This window comes from Gammaproteobacteria bacterium (assembly GCA_029882975.1).
Taxonomy (GTDB): domain Bacteria; phylum Pseudomonadota; class Gammaproteobacteria; order SZUA-152; family SZUA-152; genus JAJDNG01.
This window is the reverse complement of record JAOUJW010000007.1, coordinates 88,876-112,233: the sequence shown is the minus strand read 5'-3', so window position 1 is coordinate 112,233 and position 23,358 is coordinate 88,876. Positions and strand designations below refer to the sequence as shown.

19 protein-coding genes are annotated in these 23,358 nt (G+C 48.2%); 11 read left to right on the top strand and 8 right to left on the bottom strand.

The genetic code is table 11. The features are described from left to right. Entirely contained in the window at positions 1-2,157 is a 2,157-nt protein-coding gene (glgX, locus tag OEY58_07305) for a glycogen debranching protein GlgX (GenBank protein ID MDH5325255.1), read from the top strand. A gap of 136 nt (positions 2,158-2,293) precedes the next feature. Here the strand turns inward: glgX and OEY58_07300 are convergent, their stop codons facing one another. Beyond that, positions 2,294-2,590: a carboxymuconolactone decarboxylase family protein gene (locus OEY58_07300; protein ID MDH5325254.1), complete on the bottom strand. Its 297-nt coding sequence runs from the start codon at positions 2,588-2,590 to the stop codon at positions 2,294-2,296. A gap of 227 nt (positions 2,591-2,817) precedes the next feature. Between OEY58_07300 and OEY58_07295 the strand changes: the two genes are divergently transcribed. From OEY58_07295 to OEY58_07285, 3 genes are all read left to right on the top strand, one after another. Next, a complete protein-coding gene (locus OEY58_07295) occupies positions 2,818-3,351 on the top strand; it encodes a porin family protein (protein ID MDH5325253.1) in 534 nt (177 codons plus the stop codon). 134 nt (positions 3,352-3,485) lie between these two features. Further along, entirely contained in the window at positions 3,486-3,818 is a 333-nt protein-coding gene (locus tag OEY58_07290; protein ID MDH5325252.1) for an SET domain-containing protein-lysine N-methyltransferase, read from the top strand. 269 nt (positions 3,819-4,087) lie between these two features. Next, positions 4,088-4,789, top strand: coding sequence for a hypothetical protein (locus tag OEY58_07285; protein MDH5325251.1), 702 nt, complete (start codon positions 4,088-4,090; stop codon positions 4,787-4,789). A gap of 21 nt (positions 4,790-4,810) precedes the next feature. Here the strand turns inward: OEY58_07285 and OEY58_07280 are convergent, their stop codons facing one another. After that, entirely contained in the window at positions 4,811-5,479 is a 669-nt protein-coding gene (locus OEY58_07280) for a hypothetical protein (GenBank protein MDH5325250.1), read from the bottom strand. A 226-nt stretch (positions 5,480-5,705) separates the two neighbouring features. Here OEY58_07280 and OEY58_07275 point away from each other — a divergent pair, with 226 nt between their 5' ends. Genes OEY58_07275 through glk form a run of 3 tightly spaced genes read left to right on the top strand, consistent with a single transcriptional unit; the run spans position 5,706 to position 8,156 of the window. Beyond that, positions 5,706-6,401: a sel1 repeat family protein gene (locus OEY58_07275; GenBank protein ID MDH5325249.1), complete on the top strand. Its 696-nt coding sequence runs from the start codon at positions 5,706-5,708 to the stop codon at positions 6,399-6,401. 55 nt (positions 6,402-6,456) lie between these two features. Next, positions 6,457-7,218, top strand: coding sequence for a 6-phosphogluconolactonase (pgl, locus tag OEY58_07270; protein MDH5325248.1), 762 nt, complete (start codon positions 6,457-6,459; stop codon positions 7,216-7,218). Beyond that, complete coding sequence (glk, locus tag OEY58_07265) at positions 7,215-8,156, top strand: glucokinase (protein ID MDH5325247.1); 942 nt, start codon at positions 7,215-7,217, stop codon at positions 8,154-8,156. The genes pgl and glk overlap by 4 nt, the downstream gene beginning before the upstream one ends. A gap of 23 nt (positions 8,157-8,179) precedes the next feature. On the opposite strand, the gene glgA is transcribed toward glk, so the two are convergent. Both glgA and glgB read right to left on the bottom strand, forming a co-directional pair. Then, on the bottom strand, positions 8,180-9,676 hold the full coding sequence (gene glgA / locus OEY58_07260) for a glycogen synthase GlgA (protein ID MDH5325246.1): 1,497 nt from the start codon (positions 9,674-9,676) through the stop codon (positions 8,180-8,182). Further along, positions 9,673-12,036 carry a 1,4-alpha-glucan branching protein GlgB gene (glgB, locus tag OEY58_07255; GenBank protein ID MDH5325245.1) on the bottom strand — a complete coding sequence of 788 codons (2,364 nt, stop codon included), beginning with the start codon at positions 12,034-12,036 and terminating at the stop codon, positions 9,673-9,675. The genes glgA and glgB overlap by 4 nt, the downstream gene beginning before the upstream one ends. A 222-nt stretch (positions 12,037-12,258) precedes the next feature. Here glgB and glgC point away from each other — a divergent pair, with 222 nt between their 5' ends. Genes glgC through malQ form a run of 3 tightly spaced genes read left to right on the top strand, consistent with a single transcriptional unit; the run spans position 12,259 to position 16,727 of the window. Beyond that, on the top strand, positions 12,259-13,524 hold the full coding sequence (glgC, locus tag OEY58_07250) for a glucose-1-phosphate adenylyltransferase (GenBank protein MDH5325244.1): 1,266 nt from the start codon (positions 12,259-12,261) through the stop codon (positions 13,522-13,524). Then, positions 13,496-15,208, top strand: coding sequence for a glycoside hydrolase family 57 protein (locus OEY58_07245; GenBank protein ID MDH5325243.1), 1,713 nt, complete (start codon positions 13,496-13,498; stop codon positions 15,206-15,208). Before glgC ends, OEY58_07245 begins: the two co-directional genes overlap by 29 nt. A gap of 7 nt (positions 15,209-15,215) precedes the next feature. Then, positions 15,216-16,727: a 4-alpha-glucanotransferase gene (gene malQ / locus OEY58_07240; GenBank protein ID MDH5325242.1), complete on the top strand. Its 1,512-nt coding sequence runs from the start codon at positions 15,216-15,218 to the stop codon at positions 16,725-16,727. A gap of 30 nt (positions 16,728-16,757) precedes the next feature. Here the strand turns inward: malQ and OEY58_07235 are convergent, their stop codons facing one another. The 3 genes from OEY58_07235 to glgP form a co-directional block, all read right to left on the bottom strand. Beyond that, positions 16,758-18,203 carry an ATP-binding protein gene (locus OEY58_07235; GenBank protein ID MDH5325241.1) on the bottom strand — a complete coding sequence of 482 codons (1,446 nt, stop codon included), beginning with the start codon at positions 18,201-18,203 and terminating at the stop codon, positions 16,758-16,760. A gap of 13 nt (positions 18,204-18,216) precedes the next feature. Further along, a complete protein-coding gene (locus tag OEY58_07230; GenBank protein MDH5325240.1) occupies positions 18,217-18,957 on the bottom strand; it encodes a transporter substrate-binding domain-containing protein in 741 nt (246 codons plus the stop codon). Positions 18,958-19,207: 250 nt separating this feature from the next. Continuing rightward, positions 19,208-21,754 (bottom strand): alpha-glucan family phosphorylase, encoded by a 2,547-nt coding sequence (gene glgP, locus OEY58_07225; protein MDH5325239.1) that lies wholly within the window; start codon positions 21,752-21,754, stop codon positions 19,208-19,210. 249 nt (positions 21,755-22,003) lie between these two features. Between glgP and OEY58_07220 the strand changes: the two genes are divergently transcribed. After that, positions 22,004-23,044: a formylglycine-generating enzyme family protein gene (locus OEY58_07220; protein ID MDH5325238.1), complete on the top strand. Its 1,041-nt coding sequence runs from the start codon at positions 22,004-22,006 to the stop codon at positions 23,042-23,044. A gap of 37 nt (positions 23,045-23,081) precedes the next feature. On the opposite strand, the gene OEY58_07215 is transcribed toward OEY58_07220, so the two are convergent. Then, complete coding sequence (locus OEY58_07215; GenBank protein MDH5325237.1) at positions 23,082-23,216, bottom strand: hypothetical protein; 135 nt, start codon at positions 23,214-23,216, stop codon at positions 23,082-23,084. Between the last annotated feature and the right edge of the window lie 142 nt (positions 23,217-23,358).

Below are 23,358 nucleotides of genomic sequence, written 5' to 3'. Positions count from 1 at the left end.
ATGTTGTATAGACGGTTACCGGATGTTTGGCCCGGCAAACCTTATCCTTTGGGTTCTACCTGGGATGGGGAAGGCGTGAATTTTGCCCTTTTTTCGGAAAATGCCCAAACAGTCGAGCTATGTTTGATCGATTCCAAATCCAATGAGGTGGTTCATACCATCAATGTGAAGTGGAAAACCGATCAGGTCTGGCACTGCTATTTGCCCGAAGCCCGGCCCGGCTTGTTATACGGTTACCGCGTCCATGGTCGCTACGACCCTGCCAACGGTCATCGCTTCAATGCCAGCAAGCTGCTGTTGGATCCCTACGCCAAGGATGTCGTAGGACAATTGCATTGGGAGGATTCCCTGTTTGCTTATGACCCCCGGCATAAAAAGCAGGATTTGGCAGCAAATGATTGGGACAGTGCCAATGCCATGTTGCGTAGCCGCGTGGTGGATCAATCCTTCACCTGGGGTGATGACAAATTGCTACGGACACCCTGGCATGACACCATAATTTATGAATTGCATGTTAAAGGGTTTACGCAAAACCATCCCGATATTCCCGAAGAGATTCGCGGTACATATGCGGGTCTCAGTTCCGCTCCTGCCATAGAGCATTTCAAGCGTTTGGGTATTACCGCGGTCGAACTAATGCCGGTGCATGCATTTATCGATGACCGGCGTCTGGTGGAAAACGGGCTAAGAAACTACTGGGGCTACAACTCCATTGGTTTTTTTGCTCCAGATGCCAGATATTCTGCCAGTGGCAGTATCAATGAGTTCAAAACCATGGTGAAGCATCTGCATACTGCCGGTATTGAAGTCATATTGGATGTGGTTTACAACCACACCGCCGAAGGCAGTCATTTGGGGCCCACACTGTGTTTCCGCGGTATCGATAACAGCGCATACTATCGCCTCGACAAAAATAACCCGCAGCTATACACCGACTACACCGGTTGTGGTAATACTTTGAATATGCGTCATCCAAGGGTGCTGCAGCTCATTATGGACAGTTTGCGCTATTGGGTGCAGGAAATGCACGTGGACGGTTTTCGCTTTGATTTGGCGTCGGCTCTGGCGCGGGAGCTGCATGCCGTGGATCGCTTAGGTGCGTTTTTCGATATTATCCACCAGGATCCAATCCTGTCTCAGGTAAAGTTAATAGCCGAACCTTGGGACTTGGGTGAAGGCGGTTATCAGGTGGGAAACTTTCCGGTGGGCTGGACCGAATGGAATGGCAAGTATCGCGATTTGATCCGCGCTTACTGGAAAGGAGATGGCGGTTTGATTGGTGATATGGCTTATCGCATTACCGGTTCCAGTGATTTGTATGAGCATGGCGGCCGCAGGCCGTATGCCAGCATTAACTTTATCACCTGCCATGATGGGTTCACTCTAGAGGATTTGGTCAGCTACAACCGGAAATACAATGAGGCCAATCTGGAAAACAATCGTGATGGTGATAACCATAACCAAAGTTGGAACTGTGGTGAGGAAGGGGCTACGAATAATCTGCACGTTTTACGGCTGAGAAACCGCCAAAAACGCAATTTTCTCGCGACTTTGTTTTTATCACAAGGCGTACCCATGTTGCTGGCGGGTGATGAGTTGGGTCGCACCCAAAAAGGTAACAATAACGCTTATTGCCAGGACAACGAACTCAATTGGGTAAACTGGGATTTACAGCGGGAACAGCAGGAATTGTTTCAGTTCGTGCGTTACTTAATTCGCTTGCGTAAAGAGCACCCCGGTTTTCGGCGACGCTATTTTTTTCAGGGGCGCTCCATCAAGGGGAGTTCCATTAAGGATATAACCTGGCTAATGCCCAGTGGTACGGAAATGACAGACCAGGAATGGAATAAGTCCTATGCCCGTTGTTTGGGGCTGTTTCTGGCCGGCGAAGTGATCGATGAACACGATGACAGAGGGTGTCCGGTTAAAGACGATAATATGATCCTGCTGTTTAACTCAGACCATGAAGCCATACCGTTTACCTTACCTGCAGAGCCGCCTAACAGTCGTTGGGAGGTACTGGTGGATACCGAGAATGAAACACTGGCTGAAATGGATAACCGTTTTTATCATTCCGGTGCGGTGTATCCCCTGCAAAAACGTTCTCTGGTGTTGTTGATTCAACAACAAAGACCGTTATTGTCCGGTGATGTGTAATTCTAGTCCACGGGGCAGGTTAAAATCTTATCGGCATAAGCAAAGACAAGTTGGGAGAACTTCCGTTTTTGCACCTCGGGTCGACCAGCGCAAAAGGTCGGTGCTTCAGATTAATCGGCATCCTTACCCTAATGGGTCATGACTTACCAAATTCATCCAGCTCAATGTCGAAGTCTTTCAGCACCCGTTGAGTCTGCAGTTTTTTCTGCCCGGCTGCCACGGCCATGACCTTAGCGGTCACCTCTTGGATTTCCTCTTTGGAAGCGCCATCCTGTTTGAGCTTTGATAAGTAGTTTGCAGTACAGGGTTCACAGTTCATGGCGACAGCTGCCGCAAGGCCCACCAGCAATTCGGTTCTGGAGTCCAATACCGAATTGTTATGGGTGGCGTTATAAAATGCTTCATACAAGGATTGTTGTTTTGGGTTTAACATTGTTGAGGTCCCTTTTCCGGCTGAGCCGTGTTGCCATTCGCGTTCTACTATGATTGCAGCGAGTTGAAAAAATTCCACCGGTAAGACTGAATAGTTAACTCAGGAACCGGATTGGTTCCCGGGCGTGCATCGTGGTAAAATCGCCGGGGTTTGCCGTCCGGGTTCTGTTTCCGTCTCAGGTGATGGTTGGAACGAGGGGTTTGTTCTGAAGTAAGGTCTCATAAACTATGAAAAAATTTGTAGTAATCGTATTGAGCTTGGTGGCCTTGGTGTCGATCCAAGCACAGGCTTCGTCCTTCTATACTGAATCCGGCCTTGGGCAAATCAATGTGGAAATGGCGGGGAAGGTCTATTCGCCTTATATTGCAAGGGCCAAACTGGGATACCGTATCAGCAGCATCTATGCTGTTGAGGCCTTGGTGGGTACACATGCCTATGGCGATACGGTGGACAATGAAGAAATGCAAATCCCCTCGCTAAGTGGTTTGTTTTTACGTTACGGAACTCATGATGATCGCAAACTGCGCTTATACGGCATTGCAGGTTATGCCATGGTGGATGCGCTGAGGGATACGTCGTCAGGAAAGTTTGTCAAAGAATTCCACGGTTTTGCTTACGGTATCGGTGCCGAGGAGCGTTTGGTGAGTTTGCCGGCGCTCAGTTTTACTTTAGAGTACACACGATATTACTCCGAAAACGATAAAGAACTATTGGTTTATGGTATCAACGCGGGTATACGTGCTCGGTTTCAATGGTTTTAACCCATCCATCAGTTAATGGTAAAATTATTGTTTCCTCCTTCAATTTACCCTAATTACCACTATATATGTAAAAGCCTCAAATAAATTCCGTTGAAGCAGCAGTACCTGTTAGATGTTTGTAAAGGAGAAGTTCGTTGAAAAAAGCGATAGAGAATAACTCAGAACACGATTTAGTGTATGTGAAAAAAAGCGCCATTCACGGACGCGGTTTGTTTGCAAAAACCGATATCAAAGAAGGGGCTGTTCTGGGTGAAGTAGAAGCAGTCCCGGCAAAATCGGATGGCCCCTATGTTTTGTGGATAAACGACGCCAAAGACGGTTTTGAAGTGAAATGCCTATTCAAATACATCAATCACAACAAGCGCGCCAATGCCTGTTATTGCGACGATTTTACCGTGATTGCGCTTAAAGATATTAAAGCGGGTGAGGAAATCACACATGATTACGGCGACGATTGGCTGGATTAGGGGATTCTTATTACATAGCTTAAATTGTGCTACGCTTGTTATTATGATCTGATATATGGTGAGCGTTTACGACTTGCAGCTGCCTGCAGTCTAAGGCTATGATGTCGGAACCGATAGCCGCTATAACCAAAATAATAGGGTGGGGGCAGAGTCTCGGGACACATTAGTACCGGTCCCCCAAAAAAACTGGTACCAAAAAAATCACACGGCCCGTTGTGTCAGAAAATGAAATGCTGAGCAGAACACGGGGGTCCGGGAGTTTTGTTTTAATGTTAATCAATACACCAGTTTATACCTTTGAGAACGGTACTCATTTCGTGATTGTATATTCGGAAGCTGAGGATGGTACGTTTCGTCGCACCCAAAGCGAACCCCTGCGTTTGTTAAAGAACGACATCAAAGGTGTTTCCATCGCCCAAGGCGATTTGGTTTCCAGTCATTACGATCGCTATGACCGGGTATGGAAAACACCCACAGTCACTTATCATTACGGTAAACCGCAAAGTTTTTATCAATTTCTACGCGAGAAAATAGCCCGAAATCAATTTTTTGTATTCACCAAACCCACCATGTCCGGACATATTACCAAGTTTCAGGTCCACGAGTTACAATTAAAGAACGGTACTTCGCAACGAAAAATTTCCATTCTTAAAGAAAAGTACTGCGAAGCACTGACCTTGTGGACGGAAGAGGAACTGCAGTCTAATCAAATCAGCAATGCTGCCACGGTGCTTTATAAAGATAACCGTCCAACCCGCAACGACACAGTTCGGCAAATGGATGCGGTCGATTTGGACAAAACAGTGTTAATGAATGTTGCGGCAAAATCCCCAAAGATCGGACCGGAGCAGGAAAAAAAACAACGACGAAACTTGGTACGGGCGTTTTCTTTGGATAGAAAAACGGAACAAAAATCCGACCAATCAGGTACTGACCATTTTTATCAACGTTTTATTATTGATCTTGACTGAGCGAACCTCATACGTGTCGCATCAATGACCCGATAACAGACGCTGTCTGGCTTTATTGTACAAGGAATCCGACAAAACCCGGGCATCTTTTAAACGGCGCAAATCCTCCAGCTCTCCCGCCAACACCCGGTCTTCCGGGATGGTGACACTTTCCTTCAGCTTGGCATTAACGACACTCAGTAGTTCCAGAAAACGGCGGTATTCCGCTTTGGAAGGTGCGTTGTGATAAATTTCGAACAGAGGAATTTTGGATTTTCTCGAATAAAATACCGTTGAGTTTTGGATTTTATTGATAAAAGTCACGAAAAATATCAGACCGATTGTGACACTGGCTATAATGGTTGATTCGAGATATTTGTATTTGCTGAATAGTTGCATACCTGACGCAGTGGTATAAGCCGCATAACTTAAAGCCAGAAGCGCTACAGACAAGATCAACCATTTCCATTCAATGTGCAGTTTTCGTTTCCAATTACTGCTTAAAGAGATAATGTTCACCCAGTAGGTCTTTTTACTGCCTTCAAACTGGGTGATGTGCAAAAAAGTTTTGTCTAAAATTTGCACCACTTTAGCGTGTTTTTTCCACTTCTTAACCTGAGTGATTTTGGCGGTCACCTTTTTTGCGGCTTCTGCATTCAACTTGGGCAAGTCATTGGAAGATAAAGATATGGTTTCAGTGTTGACGCTCATGCAGACTCCAATTACCTGGAATTCGCCCCTATTGTTGAGGATTTGGCCCACCAGAGAGGGGTTTGTTAGTAATACATCGACCTTTTTTTCATCTATTTTAGACCATATGTTAAGGGGTTGAATCCTCTATAAATTTTAGGTGTTTTACGGGTTTAGGTTTTACTGCCGGCAGTGGTATGATTGGCCTCTAACAGGTAAAAAAGTACCAATTAAAAAGGTTTTTCATATGAAGTTTCAGCGTGGGGTCATTTCCTTTTTTGCATTGTTGTTGTTACTAGGGAGTAGTCGAGGGGTCTTTGCAGACATGAAATCTGCCCTGGACGCGGTGGAAAAAAAGGATTTTAAACAGGCCGCGAGCCTGTTTACCGAGCTGGCTGAATCCGGAGATGTTGAGGCACAGTACAATCTGGCCATGTTGTTACGCCAGGGACAGGGTGTGGACCAGGATTATAAGGGAGCAGCACAATGGTTCCGCAAAGCTGCAGACCAAGGGCTGGCGGATGCCCAATTCCACTTGGGCAATATGTATGAATTTGGATTGGGCGTCGATCAAAATTTTCAGTATGCGGCGGTGTGGTACGAAAAAGCGGCTAAGCAGGGACAGCCGGCGGCCCAAACCAATCTGGGTGTTCTTTACGCTTCCGGGCAGGGGGTAAAACAGGACATTATTCAGGCCTATGTATGGTTGAATCTGGCTGCGGCCCAAGGAGTGCAAGCAGCGTTTGAAAACCGTGAAATAGTTTCCAAGGAAATGTCAGAGGAAATGAAAACCAATGTTCGCAAGATTTCACGGGAATACTACAGGAAATACCTGGCGCCGTTTCAAACCCAAAAAATCGGTCATGCACGCCGACCGCCCCCACCTGAAGCAGAGACAAAACAGCCTGCAAACCACGAGCAACAGGATCAACACCAGCATTAAATAGGCTAAACTTATGGAAAGCCTCTGAAATAATTCGGTGGGAGCAGGGAATGCCATGGGTAAAGTTTTCGTTCACCAATCGGTTGATCAGCTTAATGAAGCGGTAGCGCGGCATTGGCTGGAACTTTGTCGGCAGGCTGTTGCAGATCATGACGGTTTTTATGTTTCTTTGGCTGGGGGTAGTACCCCCCAAAAACTCTACCATTTACTCAGCACACCGCCTTTTGCAGAAGAAATTCATTGGCAAAAAGTGCATCTGTTTTTTGGCGATGAACGCTGTGTACCTAAGGATCATGCGGATAGCAATTACCGTATGGCCAAAGACGCCTTTATTGGCTCGGTTCCCATACCTCCGGCGAACGTGCATGCTGTGGATATCGTGGAAGGAGACCCGCAAGGCAGTGCTCTCGGGTATGCGGCGGCATTGGATGTCTTACCCAAAAACAGCAAAGGTTTACCCCAGTTTGATTTAATGCTTTTAGGTATGGGTGATGATGGCCATACTGCCAGTTTGTTTCCCGGAACCGAGCTGTTGCAGGAAACCCAACAATGGGCCGGCGCGGTGTATGTGAAAAAACTCAATGCTTGGCGTGTCAGTTTAACGTTTCCAGTAATCAATGCCGCTCACAACATTGTGTTCCTTATTGCCGGGGAAGCTAAGGCCGCGGTATTGGGTCAACTGTTTCAGGCAGAATCTGCGTCGCGGCCTGCATATCCTGTAGAGCAAGTACTCCATGGAGCCGAGCACGAATTGCAATGGCGTTTGGATGAATCAGCTGCTGCCGAATTACCCGATTCACTGTTGACGAAGCGATGAAGATTGTCGCTGTCGACTTGGGGGGTACCAAGACTTTGTTGCGCCTGTGCCGGGTGGACAAAGACGACTGCGAAGTGTTACGACAACAACGTTATGAAAGCGGAATTTATACTTCATTTGAAGCCATACTCGAACATTTTTTAGACGGCGAAACAGACGTGGTAAATTTTTGCGTGGGTGTGGCCGGGCCGGTTTCCGGTGAACAAGCCGGTGTCACGAACTTACCCTGGCAGATCCATGCCGTCACATTGAAACAACGGTTTGGATTTCAGCAAGTACGTTTAATTAATGACTTCCAAGCCATCGGTTATGGCTTGAACACCTTGGCGGATTCCGGTTTTCAAGTCATGCAAAAGGGACAGGTACAGCCTCACGCAAACCAAGTCATCATTGGCGCCGGAACCGGTTTGGGACAGGCGATCCTGGTGTGGCGCGATGGCGGCTATGAAGTACTGGCTTCAGAGGGGGGGCATGCAGACTTTGCCCCCACCAATGAACTGCAAATTCGTTTATTACGGTTTCTGCTCAAAACTCACGATTGTGTATCTTATGAACTGTTATGTTCCGGTCCCGGGCTAGAGCGGATCTATATGTTTTTACAACATGAACGAGGTGAGTCAGATGAGTTGAATGCGGCGGCTATCACCCAGGCTGTGGACAATCAGGAAGAGGTTGCTGTGCAGGCGCTGGACCTGTTTATGTCAATTTATGGAGCCCAGGCCGGCAATCTGGCGTTAACCGGTTTGGCTCTGGGGGGTGTGTATGTGGCCGGGGGTATTGCGGCCCGAATTGCAGATAAGTTGATGGTGGGGCCGTTTATGGAAAGTTTTCGACATAAAAGCAAAATGGGGGCTCTGCTGCAACAAGTGCCTGTAAAGATCGTGTTGGACCCGGAAGTGGGGTTATTGGGGGCCCAGGAAGTGGCGCGGCGACTATAAACATCCTGTCGATGTTAGGGGTTTCACCGTTTAGCCGGTAAGTGCTGTGGAGTCGTAGTTTTTTTTATTTTCACGGGTTTGGGTTTGCGTGCACGAATGATGTCTTGGTATAAGCTATGGTATTGTGCTGCACTGTTGTCCCAACTGAAATCCTGCTCCATGGCTGTTTTGATCAGTTTTTTCCACTGTGTCGTGCGAAACACATCCAGTGCTTCTAATGTGGTGGTAAGCAAAGCGGCGGGGGTGGCTTCATTGACTATAAAGCCGCTGCGTTTGTGTTTCGGAGTATCTACGACGGTATCTGCCAGTCCGCCCACTCGAGTAACAATGGGAATGGTGCCGTAGCGCAAACTGTACAGTTGGTTTAAACCGCAGGGTTCAAATCGGGAAGGCATGAGAAAGGCATCCGCTCCGGCTTCTATCTGGTGGGCCAGGGATTCGTTGTAGGCCAAAGTAACGGCCATTTTCTGAGGATATTTTTCAGCTAACTGTTTTAGCGCAGCCTCGTACTTGGTTTCGCCACTTCCCAGGACCACCAACTGGATGGGATAAGCCAGTAGTTTGGGCACAATCTCGGTAATCAAATCCACGCCTTTCTGATCCACCAGCCGACCAATAGAACCCAGCAGAAAAGCATCTTGCTCCTGTGGTAAGCCCATGGTTTGTTGCAATGCCGCTTTGTTTAAACGCTTGCCGACTAAATTGTCAGGGGCATAGTTGGCGCTGATTAATGGGTCGGTTTGTGGATTCCAGGTGTCGGTGTCTATGCCATTGATGATGCCATGTAGAACATCCTGGCGGAAAGACAATAAGCCCTCCAGGCCGTAGCCAAACCGGCTGGTTTGAATTTCCTCGGCATAATTTGGGCTTACGGTGGTCAAGCGATCGGAGTACACCAGCCCACCTTTGATAAAGGAAAGTTGATGATGGAACTCCAGTTCAAATGGGTGCCAGAATTTCTCATCCAAGCCCAGAGAGATAAAGGTTTCCCGCGAGAACAAGCCCTGATAGGCCAGATTGTGAATGGTGAACACGGTGCCCGGTCGCATCGGTGAACGACTGAGTAAAGCCGGTATGAGTCCGGTTTGCCAGTCATTGCAATGGACAATGTCCGGTTGCCAATCCAGGCCGGCACTGTTTAAAGCCACCCGTTCGACGGCTCGACATAACAGTGCGAAGCGTTCGGCGTTATCGGGCCAGGGATTACCGTCCGGTTGTAAGTAAGGGTTTCCTCTGCGAGCAAATGCCGGGGCGTAGTCCACCAGGATGAGTTTTACCCGATTTTGAGGCATGCAGGCTTCCAGCAACTGCACTTCTCCCGGCGTACCGGGTAGATAAAAACTGGCCAACTTCTTGGTCTTTATGCCGCTTTCCAGAATATCCTGGTACGCGGGTAGCATAACTCGAACGCTGTCGCGCAGTTGTTTCAAAGCGGCAGGTAACGCGCCGGCGACATCCGCGAGACCGCCGGTTTTGATCAGTGGTTGCACTTCACTGGCGACGAACAGGACTTTGCTCATGGTTCTATTTTTGTTTTACCGTCAGGCTTGTGTGTCAGTACCATTCCGGCCAACGGTGGAATGGTGAGCAAGAGAGAGCAAGGGTTATTCATCCAGGGCGTATTTTCCGCCGGAATAAGGCCCAGATTACCCACATTGCTTCCGCCGTAATAGCTGGAGTCTGAATTGAAGACTTCCTCGTAATCTCCCGGGGAGGGTACCCCAATACGATAGTGGTCACGGGGTTTAGGGGTGAAATTCAGGATGATTATCATAGTTTGTTCGGGGCTGTTACGAATATAACTAATAATAGACTGGTCTGCGTCATGACAATCAATCCATTGGAAGCCGTCGCTTTCAAAATCCAGTTCATGCAAAGCGGTATTTTGGGTGTAGAGCCGGTTCAAGTCGCTCACCGTAGATTTCAACCCTTGATGGAACGGCAATTCCAATAAGTACCAATCCAGGGACTTATCAAAATCCCATTCCGACCATTGACCGAATTCGCTCCCCATGAACAAGAGTTTTTTACCCGGGTAAGTAAACATATACGTATACAAAACTCGCAAATTGGCAAATTTCTGCCAATCGTCACCGGGCATTTTGCGAATCATGGAGCCTTTTCCGTGCACCACTTCATCATGGGAGAGGGGCAGAATGAAATTTTCGCTAAAGGCATACATCATACCGAACGTGAGCTGGTCGTGGTGAAAGCGGCGATAGATGGGGTCTTTGTTCATGTAATTGAGTGTGTCGTGCATCCAACCCATATTCCATTTCATGCTGAATCCCAGTCCGCCCAGATAGCATGGGCGTGTGACCTGGGGCCAGGAAGTGGATTCCTCGGCCATTACCAGGCAACCGGGAAACTGAGAATGGATCACCGTATTCAGTTCGCGCAAGAAATCTATAGCTTCAAGGTTTTCATTGCCACCGTACTTGTTGGGAAGCCAGTCACCTGCTTCTCGCGAGTAGTCCAAATACAGCATGGAGGCCACCGCATCCACCCGCAAGCCGTCGATATGAAACTCTTCCAACCAGTACACCGCACTGGCCAGAAGAAAGTTTTTCACTTCGGCTCGACCGTAGTTATAGATCAATGTGCCCCAGTCACGGTGTTCACCCAGGCGAGGATCTTCGTGTTCATACAGGGCGCTGCCATCAAAGACGCTTAATCCATGGTCATCTTTGGGGAAATGAGCCGGAACCCAGTCGACCAGTACGCCAATTTGGCTTTGGTGACATTGGTCAATAAAGTCGCGTAAGTCATCCGGTGTTCCAAAGCGGCTGCTGGGGGCGAAGTATCCCGTGGTTTGGTAGCCCCAGGATCCATCCAGGGGATGTTCCGTTACCGGCAATAATTCAATGTGGGTAAATCCCAGAGACTTGATGTAGGGGATAAGTTCTGTGGCGATGTCACGGTAATTGAGAAATCCTTCGCTATGTCCCCGCTTCCAGGAACCCAGGTGCAGTTCGTAAATGGACAAGGGGCTGTGCAGCCAGTCACGCCGGCGTTGTGCCTCGAGCCAGGTGGCGTCTTGCCATTGGTAGTGGCTCTCGGTGACGATGGACGCTGTTTTGGGACGGTTTTCGAATTCCTGTCCATAGGGGTCCGTTTTTAAGAGTATGCGACCGGAGGGGTGACGAATCTCAAATTTATACAAGCTGCCGCAACCAATCCCCGGAATGAAAATCTCCCAAATGCCGCTCCCCCCCCGATTAACCATGGGATGTACCCTTCCGTCCCAGTGGTTGAATTCACCTACCACACTGACACGTCCGGCATTGGGTGCCCAGACGCTGAAACGTACGCCGGCTATTTGGCTCACAGTGACGGGGTGGGCACCAAGGATCCGATAGGCATGCCAGTGTTTACCCTCCGAAAATAGATGCAGGTCAAAATCTGAAATTTGAGGGGCGAAGGAATAAGGGTCATATTCCACTGTGGTGTCGCCTTGGTCATCCACATAGCGTAATCGGTACGGTTCCTGTATATCGGTTTCCCCTTGCCAGTGAAACAGATCGCTATGGCCAAGTCGCTGCAGCAACGTGTCCGAGTCATGTAGACGTAATTCACGGGTGCGGGGGCGAAATACACGGATGATTGTATTACCGGCGGCGTCTGTGTGTTTGCCGAGAACGCAACGTGGGTCATGGTGCCTGGCTTCAAGGACCGCCTGAATATTGTCCTGTAGGATTTGGGCTGGGTCGGGTTGTGCCGGTTGAATTTCCCGGGCGGCGGATTCGCTGGAAGGAGCTTCCTGTGACGGTTCCCGTGTGGAAGGTTCTATAGCAGAGGATAGTGCAGAGGGTTCGGGTGTTTGACGGTCTGGCGCGCTCCGCGTAACCTGGGTTTTTGGGACTGGGGGTTTTTTTCTCATGGGATCCACTAATTATAGGTAGGCGTTTAACTTATTACTAATTTTACGTGTTTGCAATGATCAAGATTAATTTAGTGGGCTGTAATGTGATGCAATTTTTACTATGTTTATAGTAGAACTGCAAAAAGTGCAGAGACGAGTTTGTTTGTTGTTAAAAACACTATAAATACGGAATCTATCTCAGTTAGAGATGACTCAACCGTGTAACATGAAGGAAAACCTATGCAAGCGGAACAAACGCGATTTGTAAGTCGGCTGACCAAGAAAACCCTGGCACTAATCATGGCTGGGGGCCGCGGATCTCGGTTAAAACAAATTACCGATTGGAGAGCCAAACCGGCTGTACCCTTTGGGGGGAAGTTTCGAATCATTGATTTCCCACTGTCCAACTGCATTAATTCCGGTATTCGTCAGGTGGGCGTGTTGACCCAATACAAATCCCATTCGCTCATATTGCATGTGCAAAAAGGGTGGAGTTTTCTGCGGGGAGAGTTCGGGGAGTTTATTGAGATACTGCCGGCACAACAGCGCATAGAAGAGAGCTGGTATGCGGGAACGGCGGATGCCATTTATCAAAACCTGGACATTATCCGCAATCACAAGCCGGAGTTTGTTTTGATTCTGGCTGGAGATCATATTTATAAAATGGATTATGGCCCCATGATAGCCGCTCATGTGGACAGTGGGGCCGATTTGACCGTGGGTTGTGTGGAAGTAAGCACGGAGGAGGCTAAATCCTATGGGGTCATGGCCGTGGATAAAGCGGGCAGTATTGTCCGGTTCTCCGAGAAACCGGAAAACCCCGAGACTATGCCCGGCAAGCCCGATGTGGCTCTGGCTTCAATGGGTATTTATGTCTTTAATGTGGAATTGTTATATCGTCTATTGATCGAAGATGCAGACAGCCAGGATAGCAGTCATGACTTTGGTAATGATATCATCCCCGCCGTCATACGTGACTACAAAGCCCATGCCTATTCATTTCGGGATCCGGTCAACGGTAAGAGCGCCTATTGGCGTGATGTAGGCACTGTGGATGCGTTTTGGAAAGCCAATTTGGAGCTTACTGGTGTGGTACCGGAATTGAATTTGTACGATGAAGAATGGCCCATCTGGACCTATCAGGAGCAGTCGCCTCCGGCTAAATTTGTATTTGACGACGATGACCGCCGTGGCATGGCTGTGGATTCCATGGTATCAGGTGGCTGCGTGATTTCAGGCTCCAAAATAACCCACTCATTATTGTTCTCCAATGTACGGGTGAATTCCTACTGTGAGCTACAGGATACGGTGGTGTTACCGGATGTGAGAATTGGCCGTCACTGTCGAATTCGTAACGCCGTGATAGATAAGGGCTGTGTGGTGCCGCCGGAAACAGAGATTGGCTTTGATCTAAAAAAAGACGCGGAGCGGTTTTATGTGACGCCCAATGACGTGGTTCTTGTGACACCGGAGATGCTTGGGCAAAAGCTGCACCATGTCCGCTAAGCCGCGTTTAAAAGTTGTGCTGTGCTGGCATATGCACCAGCCACAGTACGTCAACCGGCTCAATGGCGAATTTCAACTTCCATGGACGTATTTGCACGCTATTAAAGATTATACCGATATGGCGGCGCATCTGGAGGCCAATCCCAAAGCGCGGGCCGTGGTCAATTTTGCGCCCATTTTGTTAGAGCAAATCGATGCCTATGCCCGTCAGCTAAAAGCTTTTCTCAGTACCGGAGAGCAAATCCGCGATCCTTTATTGTGTGCACTCAGCTCTGTTGTGTTACCGGCGGATTTGGAGCAACGGATAGGGCTGGTAAAAGATTGTCTCCGGGCTAACAAAGAACGTTTAGTGAATCGTTTCGTTCCGTATCGGCGTTTGGCCAGAATGGCGTCCTGGTTGATCAAAAACCCCTATACCCATGTGTATTGGAATGACCAGTTTTTAGTGGATATGCTGGTTTGGTACCATCTGGCCTGGATGGGGGAGAGCGTACGGCGCAGTGAACCGCGGGTTCAGGCTTTGATTAAAAAGGGTCATGGTTTTTTGTATCAGGACAGACGCGTTCTGGTCGAGGTCATCAGCGAGCAGTTGGATACAGTTATATCCCGTTACCGAGATTTAGCCCGCCAAGGACGCATAGAATTGTCCATGACACCTTATGCCCACCCCATTGTACCCTTGTTGTTGGACTTGAATTGTGCCAAGGAAGCTATGCCACAGGTGCGTATGCCGATGCTAAAGCAGTATGAAGGTGGTGCCGAGCGTGTACGTTGGCATGTGCAAAAAGGATTGGAAACTTTTGAACATTTTTTTGGAATTAGACCACAAGGGTGTTGGCCCTCCGAAGGAGGGGTGAGCACAGATTCCATGCCCTATTATGCCGAAGCCGGCTTTCGATGGATCGCCGGCGGTGAAAACGTGATTCGCAACAGTCTCGGTGCCTTAGGACGGAAGGAAGAGCCCATTCATCGCGTCTTTGCCCTGGATGACAGTAGTGTATGTTGTTTTTTTCGCGATGATGGTTTGTCGGATTTGGTGGGTTTTACCTATGCCACCTGGCACGCCGATGATGCAGTGGCCAACTTAGTACACCATTTAAAAAACATCGCTCAAGTGCAACAAAGTAACTTACACAATTCCGTGGTCTCTATTGTGCTCGATGGGGAAAACGCTTGGGAATACTATCCGGAAAACGGCTACTATTTTCTCAGTGCTCTGTATGAACAGTTGGGAAGCGATCCCGAGTTTGAACTTACCACTTTCGGGGCTTGCCTGGATCAGGGCGTGGAACCGGTACGTGTGGCCCGATGGGTTGCCGGGAGCTGGGTGTATGGCACTTTTTCCACATGGATAGGGGATGTGGATAAAAATCGCGCCTGGGATATGTTAGGCGAAGCCAAAGCCTGTTTTGACCAAGTGGTTCAATCGCAAAGGATTTCAGAGGAGCGGATTGCGGCAGCGCAGAAACAATTGGCCGTTTGTGAGGGGTCAGATTGGTTCTGGTGGTTTGGTGACTACAATCCGGCCAGTACGGTCAGCGATTTTGAGCGCCTGTACCGCATGCAACTGGTGAATCTGTATCAGATTTTGGGTGAACAACCCCCAGAGTATCTTTCTCATGTGTTCGCCCACGGCGGTGGCGGTGAGTTGGATGCCGGTGGTGTGATGCGTAGAGGATCCTGATCAAGATATGGTTGAGCCTGGTAAAAGAAATAAATCCACTCGAGAGATTCTGGATCGAAGACGTGCAGGCGTGTTGCTACACCCCAGCTCGCTCCCGGGTTGCGGCGATCTGGGGCCTGAAGCCTATCATTTTGTGGATTTCCTGGTTTCCTGTGGCGCCAGTGTTTGGCAGGTATTGCCACTTGTTCCCAGCCATGACGGATCGCCCTATATGGGTTTATCCGCTATTGCCGGTAACCCTGACCTAATCAGTTTGTTTTTATTGCAGGAATGCGGTTGGTTGCCTCCGGGTGAGTTAGGTCATCACGCAGGTCGTATTCCTAAGCATCATCGCAAGCATTGTATCCGCTTGGCCAAACGCGGTTTTGAAAAAAACGCATCGGCACAAGAGCGGCAGGCGTACGATACCTTTATCCAGAATCACCGGGATTGGTTGCACGATTTTGCCTTATTTATGGCTTTGCGTGAAGAACATAACGGTGCGGCCTGGTTTCAATGGCCTGGTAGTTACCGGGATCGGGAGTCAAACGCCTTGAAACAGGCGGGTTCACAACTGGTGACTCTGGTGCAGGAGGTGTATTTCGAGCAATTCCTGTTTTTTAGACAATGGAATGAAATTAGAAAATATGCGAATGAACGAGGTGTGTTGATATTCGGTGATATGCCTATATTCGTTGCTCATGACAGTGCCGAGGTATGGGCCAACCGAGGTTGCTTTGATTTACATGCCGATGGGTCAGCGCGCACTATCGCTGGGGTACCACCGGATTATTTTTCTGAGACCGGTCAGCGCTGGGGTAACCCTCACTATGATTGGAAAGTGATGAAGCAAGACGGTTTTGCCTGGTGGCGGGAACGGGTGGCTGCCGGTTTAGAACAATTTGATTTGATACGGGTGGACCATTTTCGCGGTTTTGAAGCCTTTTGGCAGATTAAGGCTGAAGCGCAAACCGCTATTGAAGGAAAGTGGGTGAAAGCCCCGGGCAAAGCATTGTTCAGTGCCTTGCTACAATCGTTTGATGATTTACCTTTGGTTGCCGAAGACCTGGGAATCATAACCCCGGAAGTCACGGCGTTGCGAGATAAGTTTGGATTTCCGGGAATGAAAATTCTACAGTTTGCCTTTGACGGCGATGCCAATAATGATTATTTACCACATAACCATGTGCCGAATAGTGTGGTTTATACGGGAACCCATGACAACAATACTACCCTGGGTTGGTATGAGGAACTGGACTATGGTCAAAAACGAGCGGTTTATAATTACCTGGGCTATCACGATGAACCCATGCCCTGGGCTATGATTCGGGCCGCCTGTGCTTCAGTATCACGCTTGGTGGTGGTGCCGATGCAGGATTTATTGGCACTGAACGGCTCGCACCGAATGAACCGGCCCGGTGTCAGCGACGGTAACTGGCAGTGGAGGTTTAACTGGAATCAAATCCCCGAGGATATGCCGACCCGGTTTCGGCGCTTGTTGCAAATGTATGGGAGAGACGCTTTTCCAGAGGCTCTTTAGATGGCTGAGTATAGTTGTCTGGGGCGTGCGTTATTCATCTGCCAGTTTTACCAGAAGATAGAAACAGCTCCCTTTTCCCAGGCTGCTTTCCACGCCAATTTCTCCTTGCATCATTTCGATGAGACGTTTCGCGATTGTGAGCCCAATTCCGGCGCCTTCGATATTTGTAATTTCCTGGCCGGCGCGATCAAAGGGGTTGAAAATGACTTGCTGTTGTTCGGGGGTCAGTCCCATGCCGGAATCAATGACATCGATTCTTAACTGGGATCCACTGGTTTCCGTGTTAATTATAATGGTGCCGTTGTCTACGTTATATTTGATAGCATTGGATAATAAGTTTATCAAGACTTCTTTGAGTCTGAATTTTTCGCCTAGTACCAATAGATTCTGCTGCTTGGTTCCCTGCCACTGCAGCGCTATGTTTTTCTTTTCCGCCAGAGGGCGAACTAAAGATACCGATTCGTCGATGACATCGGATATTCTTACCGCAGTCAATGTTAAGGCCAAAGTCCCGGATTCAATTCGTGATAAATCCAATACTTCACTAATTAACTCCAGCAAATGGCCGCCTGCTGTTAGTATCTCGTCAATATTGCTTTTTTGAGTCTCAGTAAGATTGTCGTCGGTGTGCAGCAACTGGGCAAAACCGAGCACTGCGTTCAGAGGGGTTCTGAATTCGTGACTAATTCTGGATAAGAATTCTGTTTTAGCGCTGCTGGCGGCAATGGCTTCTTCTCTCGCCTGCAGAAGTTCCTGGGTGCGCTGCTGGACCTTTTCTTCAATCGACAAAAAAGAAAGCCTCAATTCTTTTTGAAGTTCATTGAATGCATTAACCAGTAAGTCAATTTCATCGGTTTCCTGCTGGGCGCGGTTGCGGTCTAACTGGATATTTCTGTCGTTATCTTTTACTCGCAATAGGGTTAAATCGTTACTAATTTTTATTAGGTGACGGACCACCAGTTTGTGAAAAAGAAACAGCATAAAAAAAGCTACAAGGAAAGTTTTTACGCCGTTAGTGGCAAGTGTTACCCAAAGCTCTTGATATATGTTTTGGTAAACATTATGCAGGCTGGCACCCACCTTGAGCATGCCAATGTCGACGATTTTGTCTTTATAAGCGTATTTTAACGGGTATTCCCGAGTCACTATTTTGTTGTGGTGTTTTGTTCCTGCGGATGCCCATAACTTTTCGTTATCATAGACTTCTATGTACTGGATATCCTGAATTTTCAACAATCCTTTCATATGAACTTGGAGTTCATTTTTATCGACAAGCCACAGATTGCTGATTATGGAAGAAAGATGTATGTCTTGAATTTGCTTGAATTTCAAGTCGATTAAATTGACGTCGTAAGTATATCTTGCGTATAAGTGAAACGCAGTAATGACCAAGGTAATGATAGAACTGAAAAAAATGGTGGAAGTGGTGAGTTTGAAACCGATCCCCTTTCGCGCCAGTGGTAGTCTGTTTTTCATTGTGCTGGGTATTCTAGCGATTCTTTAGCGGGGCCAGGATGCGTGTATAAATGCGCTCATAGGTTCCGTCAGCTTTTAATTCCTTGAGTGACTGAGCCAATTTAGGTACGAGGTTTACATGCTTTTTGTTCAAATAGGTGAACATTTCTTTCTTGGCCAGGGGAGGGGATAGCGCTCTAATACCTTTGTAGTTGAATTTTTGGATGAGCCCCAAGCCCTGCCATAGTTCATAAAGAGCAATGTCGACACGGTTTTTGTCCAATAAAATAAACAATTGCTCAGGGTGTTTTATTTTTGTAACAACCGTTTCTCGAGGCACGTTGAATTCGAAAATTTTCCACCCGGTGATAAAGCAGGTGAGATGAGGGGTTAGACTTTCCCACCCATTAGCCATATCAATGTCTTGAGTTGCAAACGCGACAAATTCCCAATCCATGATTTTCTCAGGAACCCGAATCAAATTGGGGTAAACTTCATCCAAGCCTGCGATTCGATTGGATTCACCATCGATAATGCCGCGGTCCGCATTGATAAGCGAGCGCTCATTGGGTAAGGCGCGGGTATCCAATTGATAGCCAATTCTTTTCAGTGCGGTACCCAGTATGATGTCAATAAAACCGGTAAAATCTTTTGTATGCATGGGAGGCTTGGTTGCACCATTGCTAATCACCAATGTCTTGCCGGCGTCTGCCAAAACAGCATTGCCTGGGAGTGACATGAGAATAATAAAAGATGCGCATAAACCTTTGTACACAACTTTCTCCAATGGGTTGTTTACACGGAAGCGGTCAATTCCGAAATAAAGCTTATTCCGACTTTAAATGAAACGGTTGCCATTATTTGGCCGGTCAATTGTGTTGTCAAGCACTCTGGTTTTGTCGGTTTCCTGCATGTGCCGGGTAGTCGAACCGGCTTACGCTCAGTGGTGTGGTTGGTGTTGGCAAGATTAAGCAGCGGCGTCGCTTGAGTGGGTACGAAATCATACCCACCCCAGTCCGGACTAACTACAGCCAAATCATCAATCCCACTTCAAACCGGTTAGCCAGTGAACGGTGAGACGGGTAAATGCGGATTTTGTAAAACTGCTGCCCGGATAATGTAGGCGCGAGGTCCAGGTTAAACAGGGTTTCGCCTTTGTCATTTTGACCCACAGCTTCCATGATGATGTGTTGCTTAGGGATAAATTCATTGTGACGTTGCTCAATACCCACCACACATTCCACGGTGACATCATCCGGCTGTAAACCCGCCAAATTCGCTGCAATGCGTATGGGCAGGGATTCACCCGCCAGAATTTTTTGACTGCAGTCGTCAATACGTCTGAATGAAACCTGGGGCCAGATATTCGATATGTGTTTTTTCCAGCGAGCCAATTGGGTTGCCTGTTGGCGCTCTTCATGCGCCAGTGTTTTGCAGTGGGCATTGGCTCGGCAATAAAACTTGTTGACGTAATCTGTGACCATCCGTTGGGCGTTAAAGTTGGGAATAATGGTTTTCATGGAGGCCTTGGACATGCGCACCCAACCTTCCGAATAACCCCTGCCATCACGCTGGTAGTACAGCGGAACCACTTCATTTTCGATAATATCCAGCAGGTCCTTGGCCTCTTCCTGGTTACGATATTCGGGGTCGAATTCCGGGCCGTGGGGGGTGATGCCCCAGCCGTTATCACCACGAAAACCTTCGCCCCACCAACCGTCCAGCACGCTTAAGTTCAATACGCCGTTGATTCCTGCTTTTTCACCCGAAGTACCGCTGGCTTCCAGAGGATATTCCGGTGTGTTGATCCACACGTCCACACCGGAGACCAGCTTTCGTGCCAGCGATAAGTCGTAGCCCTCTAATAAAATGATCCGGCCTTCAAACTCCGGGCGTCTGGAAAACTCGTGAATGACGCGGATCAAATGCTGTCCGGGCTCATCATTAGGATGAGCTTTCCCGGCGAAAAACAATAATACCGGTCTTTTGGGGTTATTGATGATGCGGGCCAGTCGTTCCGGGTCGGAGAACAACAGTGTGGCACGTTTGTAAGTGGCAAAACGTCGGGCAAATCCCAAGGTTAAGATGTCCGTTTCTTTAGGTTCCAAGTGGCGCGTCAATCTTTTAATGAGTGCTTCGCTGCAGCCGTTGCGGTGCAGTTGGTGATTGACGCGTTTCCAAACGCTTTCGAGCATTTCCGTTTTTAAGGATTGGCGCAAACTCCAAAAACGATGATCGGGAATTTCATCAATGCAATGCCAGTATTTTTCGTTGTTGAATTCGTTGCGCCATTCTCGAAAGCGCATATCAAAAAGGTTTACCCATTCTCGCGCCAGGAAGGTGGGGACGTGTACGCCATTGGTAACATAAGAAATAGGATTTTCTTCTGCAGGAATTTGCGGCCAGACATAGTTTTCCATGTTAGAGGCGACATTGCCGTGAATTTGGCTGACGCCGTTTTGAAAGCGGGAGCCTCGAATGGCCAGCGCAGTCATATTAAAGCCTTCCGAGCCAGGGCTTGAGCCCAAGGAGTGAAACTGTTCACGACCGATACGCAACTGGTTTTCGAAATGGTTCAGATACTTTTCTACCATTTCGTATTCAAATATATCGTGCCCGGCGGATACCGGTGTATGCGTGGTGAATACCGTACCTGCCGCCACCAATTCCAGCGCGGCATCAAAGTCCAGATTGTTTTCCACATGCAGGCGGCAGCGTTCCAAAATTTGGAAGGCCGAGTGACCCTCGTTAATGTGCCAAATGCTGGGTGCCAGACCCAGAGTTTTTAATGCTCTGACCCCACCGATGCCCAGAACAATCTCCTGTTGGATTCGGGTGGTTTTATCGCCGCCATACAAGCGGTGGGTAATAGAACGTAATTTAGGAGAATTGGTCGGCAGGTCGGTATCCAAAAGGATAATACGAATTCGTCCTGCTTTTGCCTCCCAGACTTTAACCTCCACTTCGGTTTCACGAATGTGCACATTGACGTGGAGTTCTTTGCCTTCATTGTCGATGGCCGGGGTTATGGGTAAGTCGGAAAAATTGGTGGTGGCGTAATGAGCCACCTGATTGCCGTGCTTGTCTATGGTTTGAGTGAAATAACCTTGACGGTACAACAAACCCACGGCGACAAACGGTAGAGCCATATCGCTGGCGGCTTTACAGTGGTCACCGGCGAGAATCCCCAAACCTCCGGAGTAGATAGGCAGGCTTTCGTGTAAACCAAATTCGGCGCAAAAATAAGCAATCAAATCGGTCTCGGGGTTGAGGCAGGTGAGATTTTTTGGAGGATTATGGTGGTAGTTGTCATAAATGGACAAGACTCGATGGTAGTCCTCCATAAACACCTGGTCATGAACTGCCTGCTCCAGACGTTGTTGTGAAACTCGACGTAAAAAGACCTTGGGGCTGTGGCCGCAGGGATACCACAATTCGGGATCCAGGCGGAAAAAAAGCGCTCGCACGTTTCGATCCCAACTGTACAGCAAATCGTTGGCCAACTCTTCCAGGCGGGCAAGTTGAGCGGGGATTTTGGGTTGAACTTCCAGCGAAAAGCGCGTACCTGGCATTTTATGATTCCTTATTTGACTTACTTTTGTTGACGTAGGCTGTCTTTTTTTGACTTACTAAATAGATCCCGGTAATGATAAAATTCTGTATTCTGGACTTTGCGTGGTTCATGTCGGGTATTCGTGCCGGGTAAATGCAGGTGAATCAGGGGCTTCCTAATTTGCCGCTACAAGCCTTTTATTTTCCACGATTTATTTTACACGATATGTTGTACACGATTATAGAAGTTCTCCTGAAGATTACCATAGATGAGTCTTAAACAGTTGATTAAAAAGTTGCCGTTCCGACATTGTGTATTTTTTTTAAAATGTGTCCTCATTGCACTCTTGTGGACGTCTTGTTCAGATCGAGGTGCACCACTGGGGGGCAAGACTCAGAACTCTGCCGACCCCAGCGCCGGTAATTCCAACGTCGGTATCGGTTCCGGTAAATACAAGAATATGGTGTTTGTGCCTGCCGGTGAGTTTGTTCGCGGTAGCGATTTGGTGGATAACAGCGGTAAGCAGCAGGAATATGGTTTGGTGAATCCTCTGTATTTGGATGAACATCCGCTACATACCAGCCACACCGAAGCCTTCTACATTGATCGTTTTGAAGTGACAAACCTGGAATACAAGCATTTTACCCAATCCGCCCGCCACAAAGAGCCGTTTGAATGGAGCCAAAACGGCTATAACTTGGTGCCCAAACGCTTGCAGGCAACAGAAGTAGACACCCTGCGCTGGATTGCAACAGAGTATTTCAAACTGGATATGGATACGCGCGTGGCTGGCAAACCCGATTTATTAAAGGCGATGGTAGCGCAGCAACATAATATGGACCGGTTACCGGCCAGTGGTGTTAGTTGGTATGACGCCCAGAAATACTGTGAATGGATGGGTAAACGCTTGCCTACTGAAAAGGAATGGGAAAAAGCATCCAGGGGAGATAAGGGCAATACATACCCCTGGGGCAATGATTGGCACGAAGACTATGCCAATACCGGCGACAACAGTCGTTGGGAAAGTGGCTTGGCTCCTGTCGGGGTATACGAAAAAAACAAATCCATCTACGGGGTGTATGATATGGCAGGGAATGTGTGGGAGTGGGTTCAGGACTGGTATGAACCCTACCCGGGGTCCACTTATGAGCACAAGGATTTTGGTCAGAAAAATCGGGTGATTCGTGGTGGCGGGGGAGGTACCGGGCACTATTCGCTCAGTGTGTTTTTTCGCGGCTCAGCGCGGTCCTACGCTGCGCCGCAGACGGTTAACCACGATGTAGGATTTCGTTGTGCTCGGGACGGATAATCGCATCCGTCTCATTATCCGCCCGGAGTGACGCGACCTACTCCTTTTTGGTTCTTTCCTTAATCATCGCATGGGATTTTTTAGGACTGCTTAAATGCAGAGCTGTGACCGCACCTAAAATTCCACCGAATACAAACGCTATGACCACTGATTCCAACAACATGCCCATCATAATCGTGCCTCCGAAGTCTGTCCTTTAAGGTGTCATCGGCACAGTCCCGTCTCACCTTAGGTTTTATTCCCAAAACTGCCATTAAAGTCGCGTTTCACTATTGCCGATGCAATAAACGGGTCTGCGTCTAAAGTAATGCAAT

Excerpts from the sequence above, each read along its gene's own strand:
- glgX (MDH5325255.1), top strand. The coding sequence starts at position 1 with ATGTTGTATAGACGGTTACCGGATGTTTGGCCCGGCAAACCTTATCCT.
- OEY58_07300 (MDH5325254.1), bottom strand. The coding sequence starts at position 2,590 with ATGTTAAACCCAAAACAACAATCCTTGTATGAAGCATTTTATAACGCC.
- OEY58_07295 (MDH5325253.1), top strand. The coding sequence starts at position 2,818 with ATGAAAAAATTTGTAGTAATCGTATTGAGCTTGGTGGCCTTGGTGTCG.
- OEY58_07285 (MDH5325251.1), top strand. The coding sequence starts at position 4,088 with ATGTTAATCAATACACCAGTTTATACCTTTGAGAACGGTACTCATTTC.
- OEY58_07280 (MDH5325250.1), bottom strand. The coding sequence starts at position 5,479 with ATGAGCGTCAACACTGAAACCATATCTTTATCTTCCAATGACTTGCCC.
- OEY58_07275 (MDH5325249.1), top strand. The coding sequence starts at position 5,706 with ATGAAGTTTCAGCGTGGGGTCATTTCCTTTTTTGCATTGTTGTTGTTA.
- pgl (MDH5325248.1), top strand. The coding sequence starts at position 6,457 with ATGGGTAAAGTTTTCGTTCACCAATCGGTTGATCAGCTTAATGAAGCG.
- glk (MDH5325247.1), top strand. The coding sequence starts at position 7,215 with ATGAAGATTGTCGCTGTCGACTTGGGGGGTACCAAGACTTTGTTGCGC.
- glgA (MDH5325246.1), bottom strand. The coding sequence starts at position 9,676 with ATGAGCAAAGTCCTGTTCGTCGCCAGTGAAGTGCAACCACTGATCAAA.
- glgB (MDH5325245.1), bottom strand. The coding sequence starts at position 12,036 with ATGAGAAAAAAACCCCCAGTCCCAAAAACCCAGGTTACGCGGAGCGCG.
- glgC (MDH5325244.1), top strand. The coding sequence starts at position 12,259 with ATGCAAGCGGAACAAACGCGATTTGTAAGTCGGCTGACCAAGAAAACC.
- malQ (MDH5325242.1), top strand. The coding sequence starts at position 15,216 with ATGGTTGAGCCTGGTAAAAGAAATAAATCCACTCGAGAGATTCTGGAT.
- OEY58_07235 (MDH5325241.1), bottom strand. The coding sequence starts at position 18,203 with ATGAAAAACAGACTACCACTGGCGCGAAAGGGGATCGGTTTCAAACTC.
- glgP (MDH5325239.1), bottom strand. The coding sequence starts at position 21,754 with ATGCCAGGTACGCGCTTTTCGCTGGAAGTTCAACCCAAAATCCCCGCT.
- OEY58_07220 (MDH5325238.1), top strand. The coding sequence starts at position 22,004 with ATGAGTCTTAAACAGTTGATTAAAAAGTTGCCGTTCCGACATTGTGTA.
- OEY58_07215 (MDH5325237.1), bottom strand. The coding sequence starts at position 23,216 with ATGATGGGCATGTTGTTGGAATCAGTGGTCATAGCGTTTGTATTCGGT.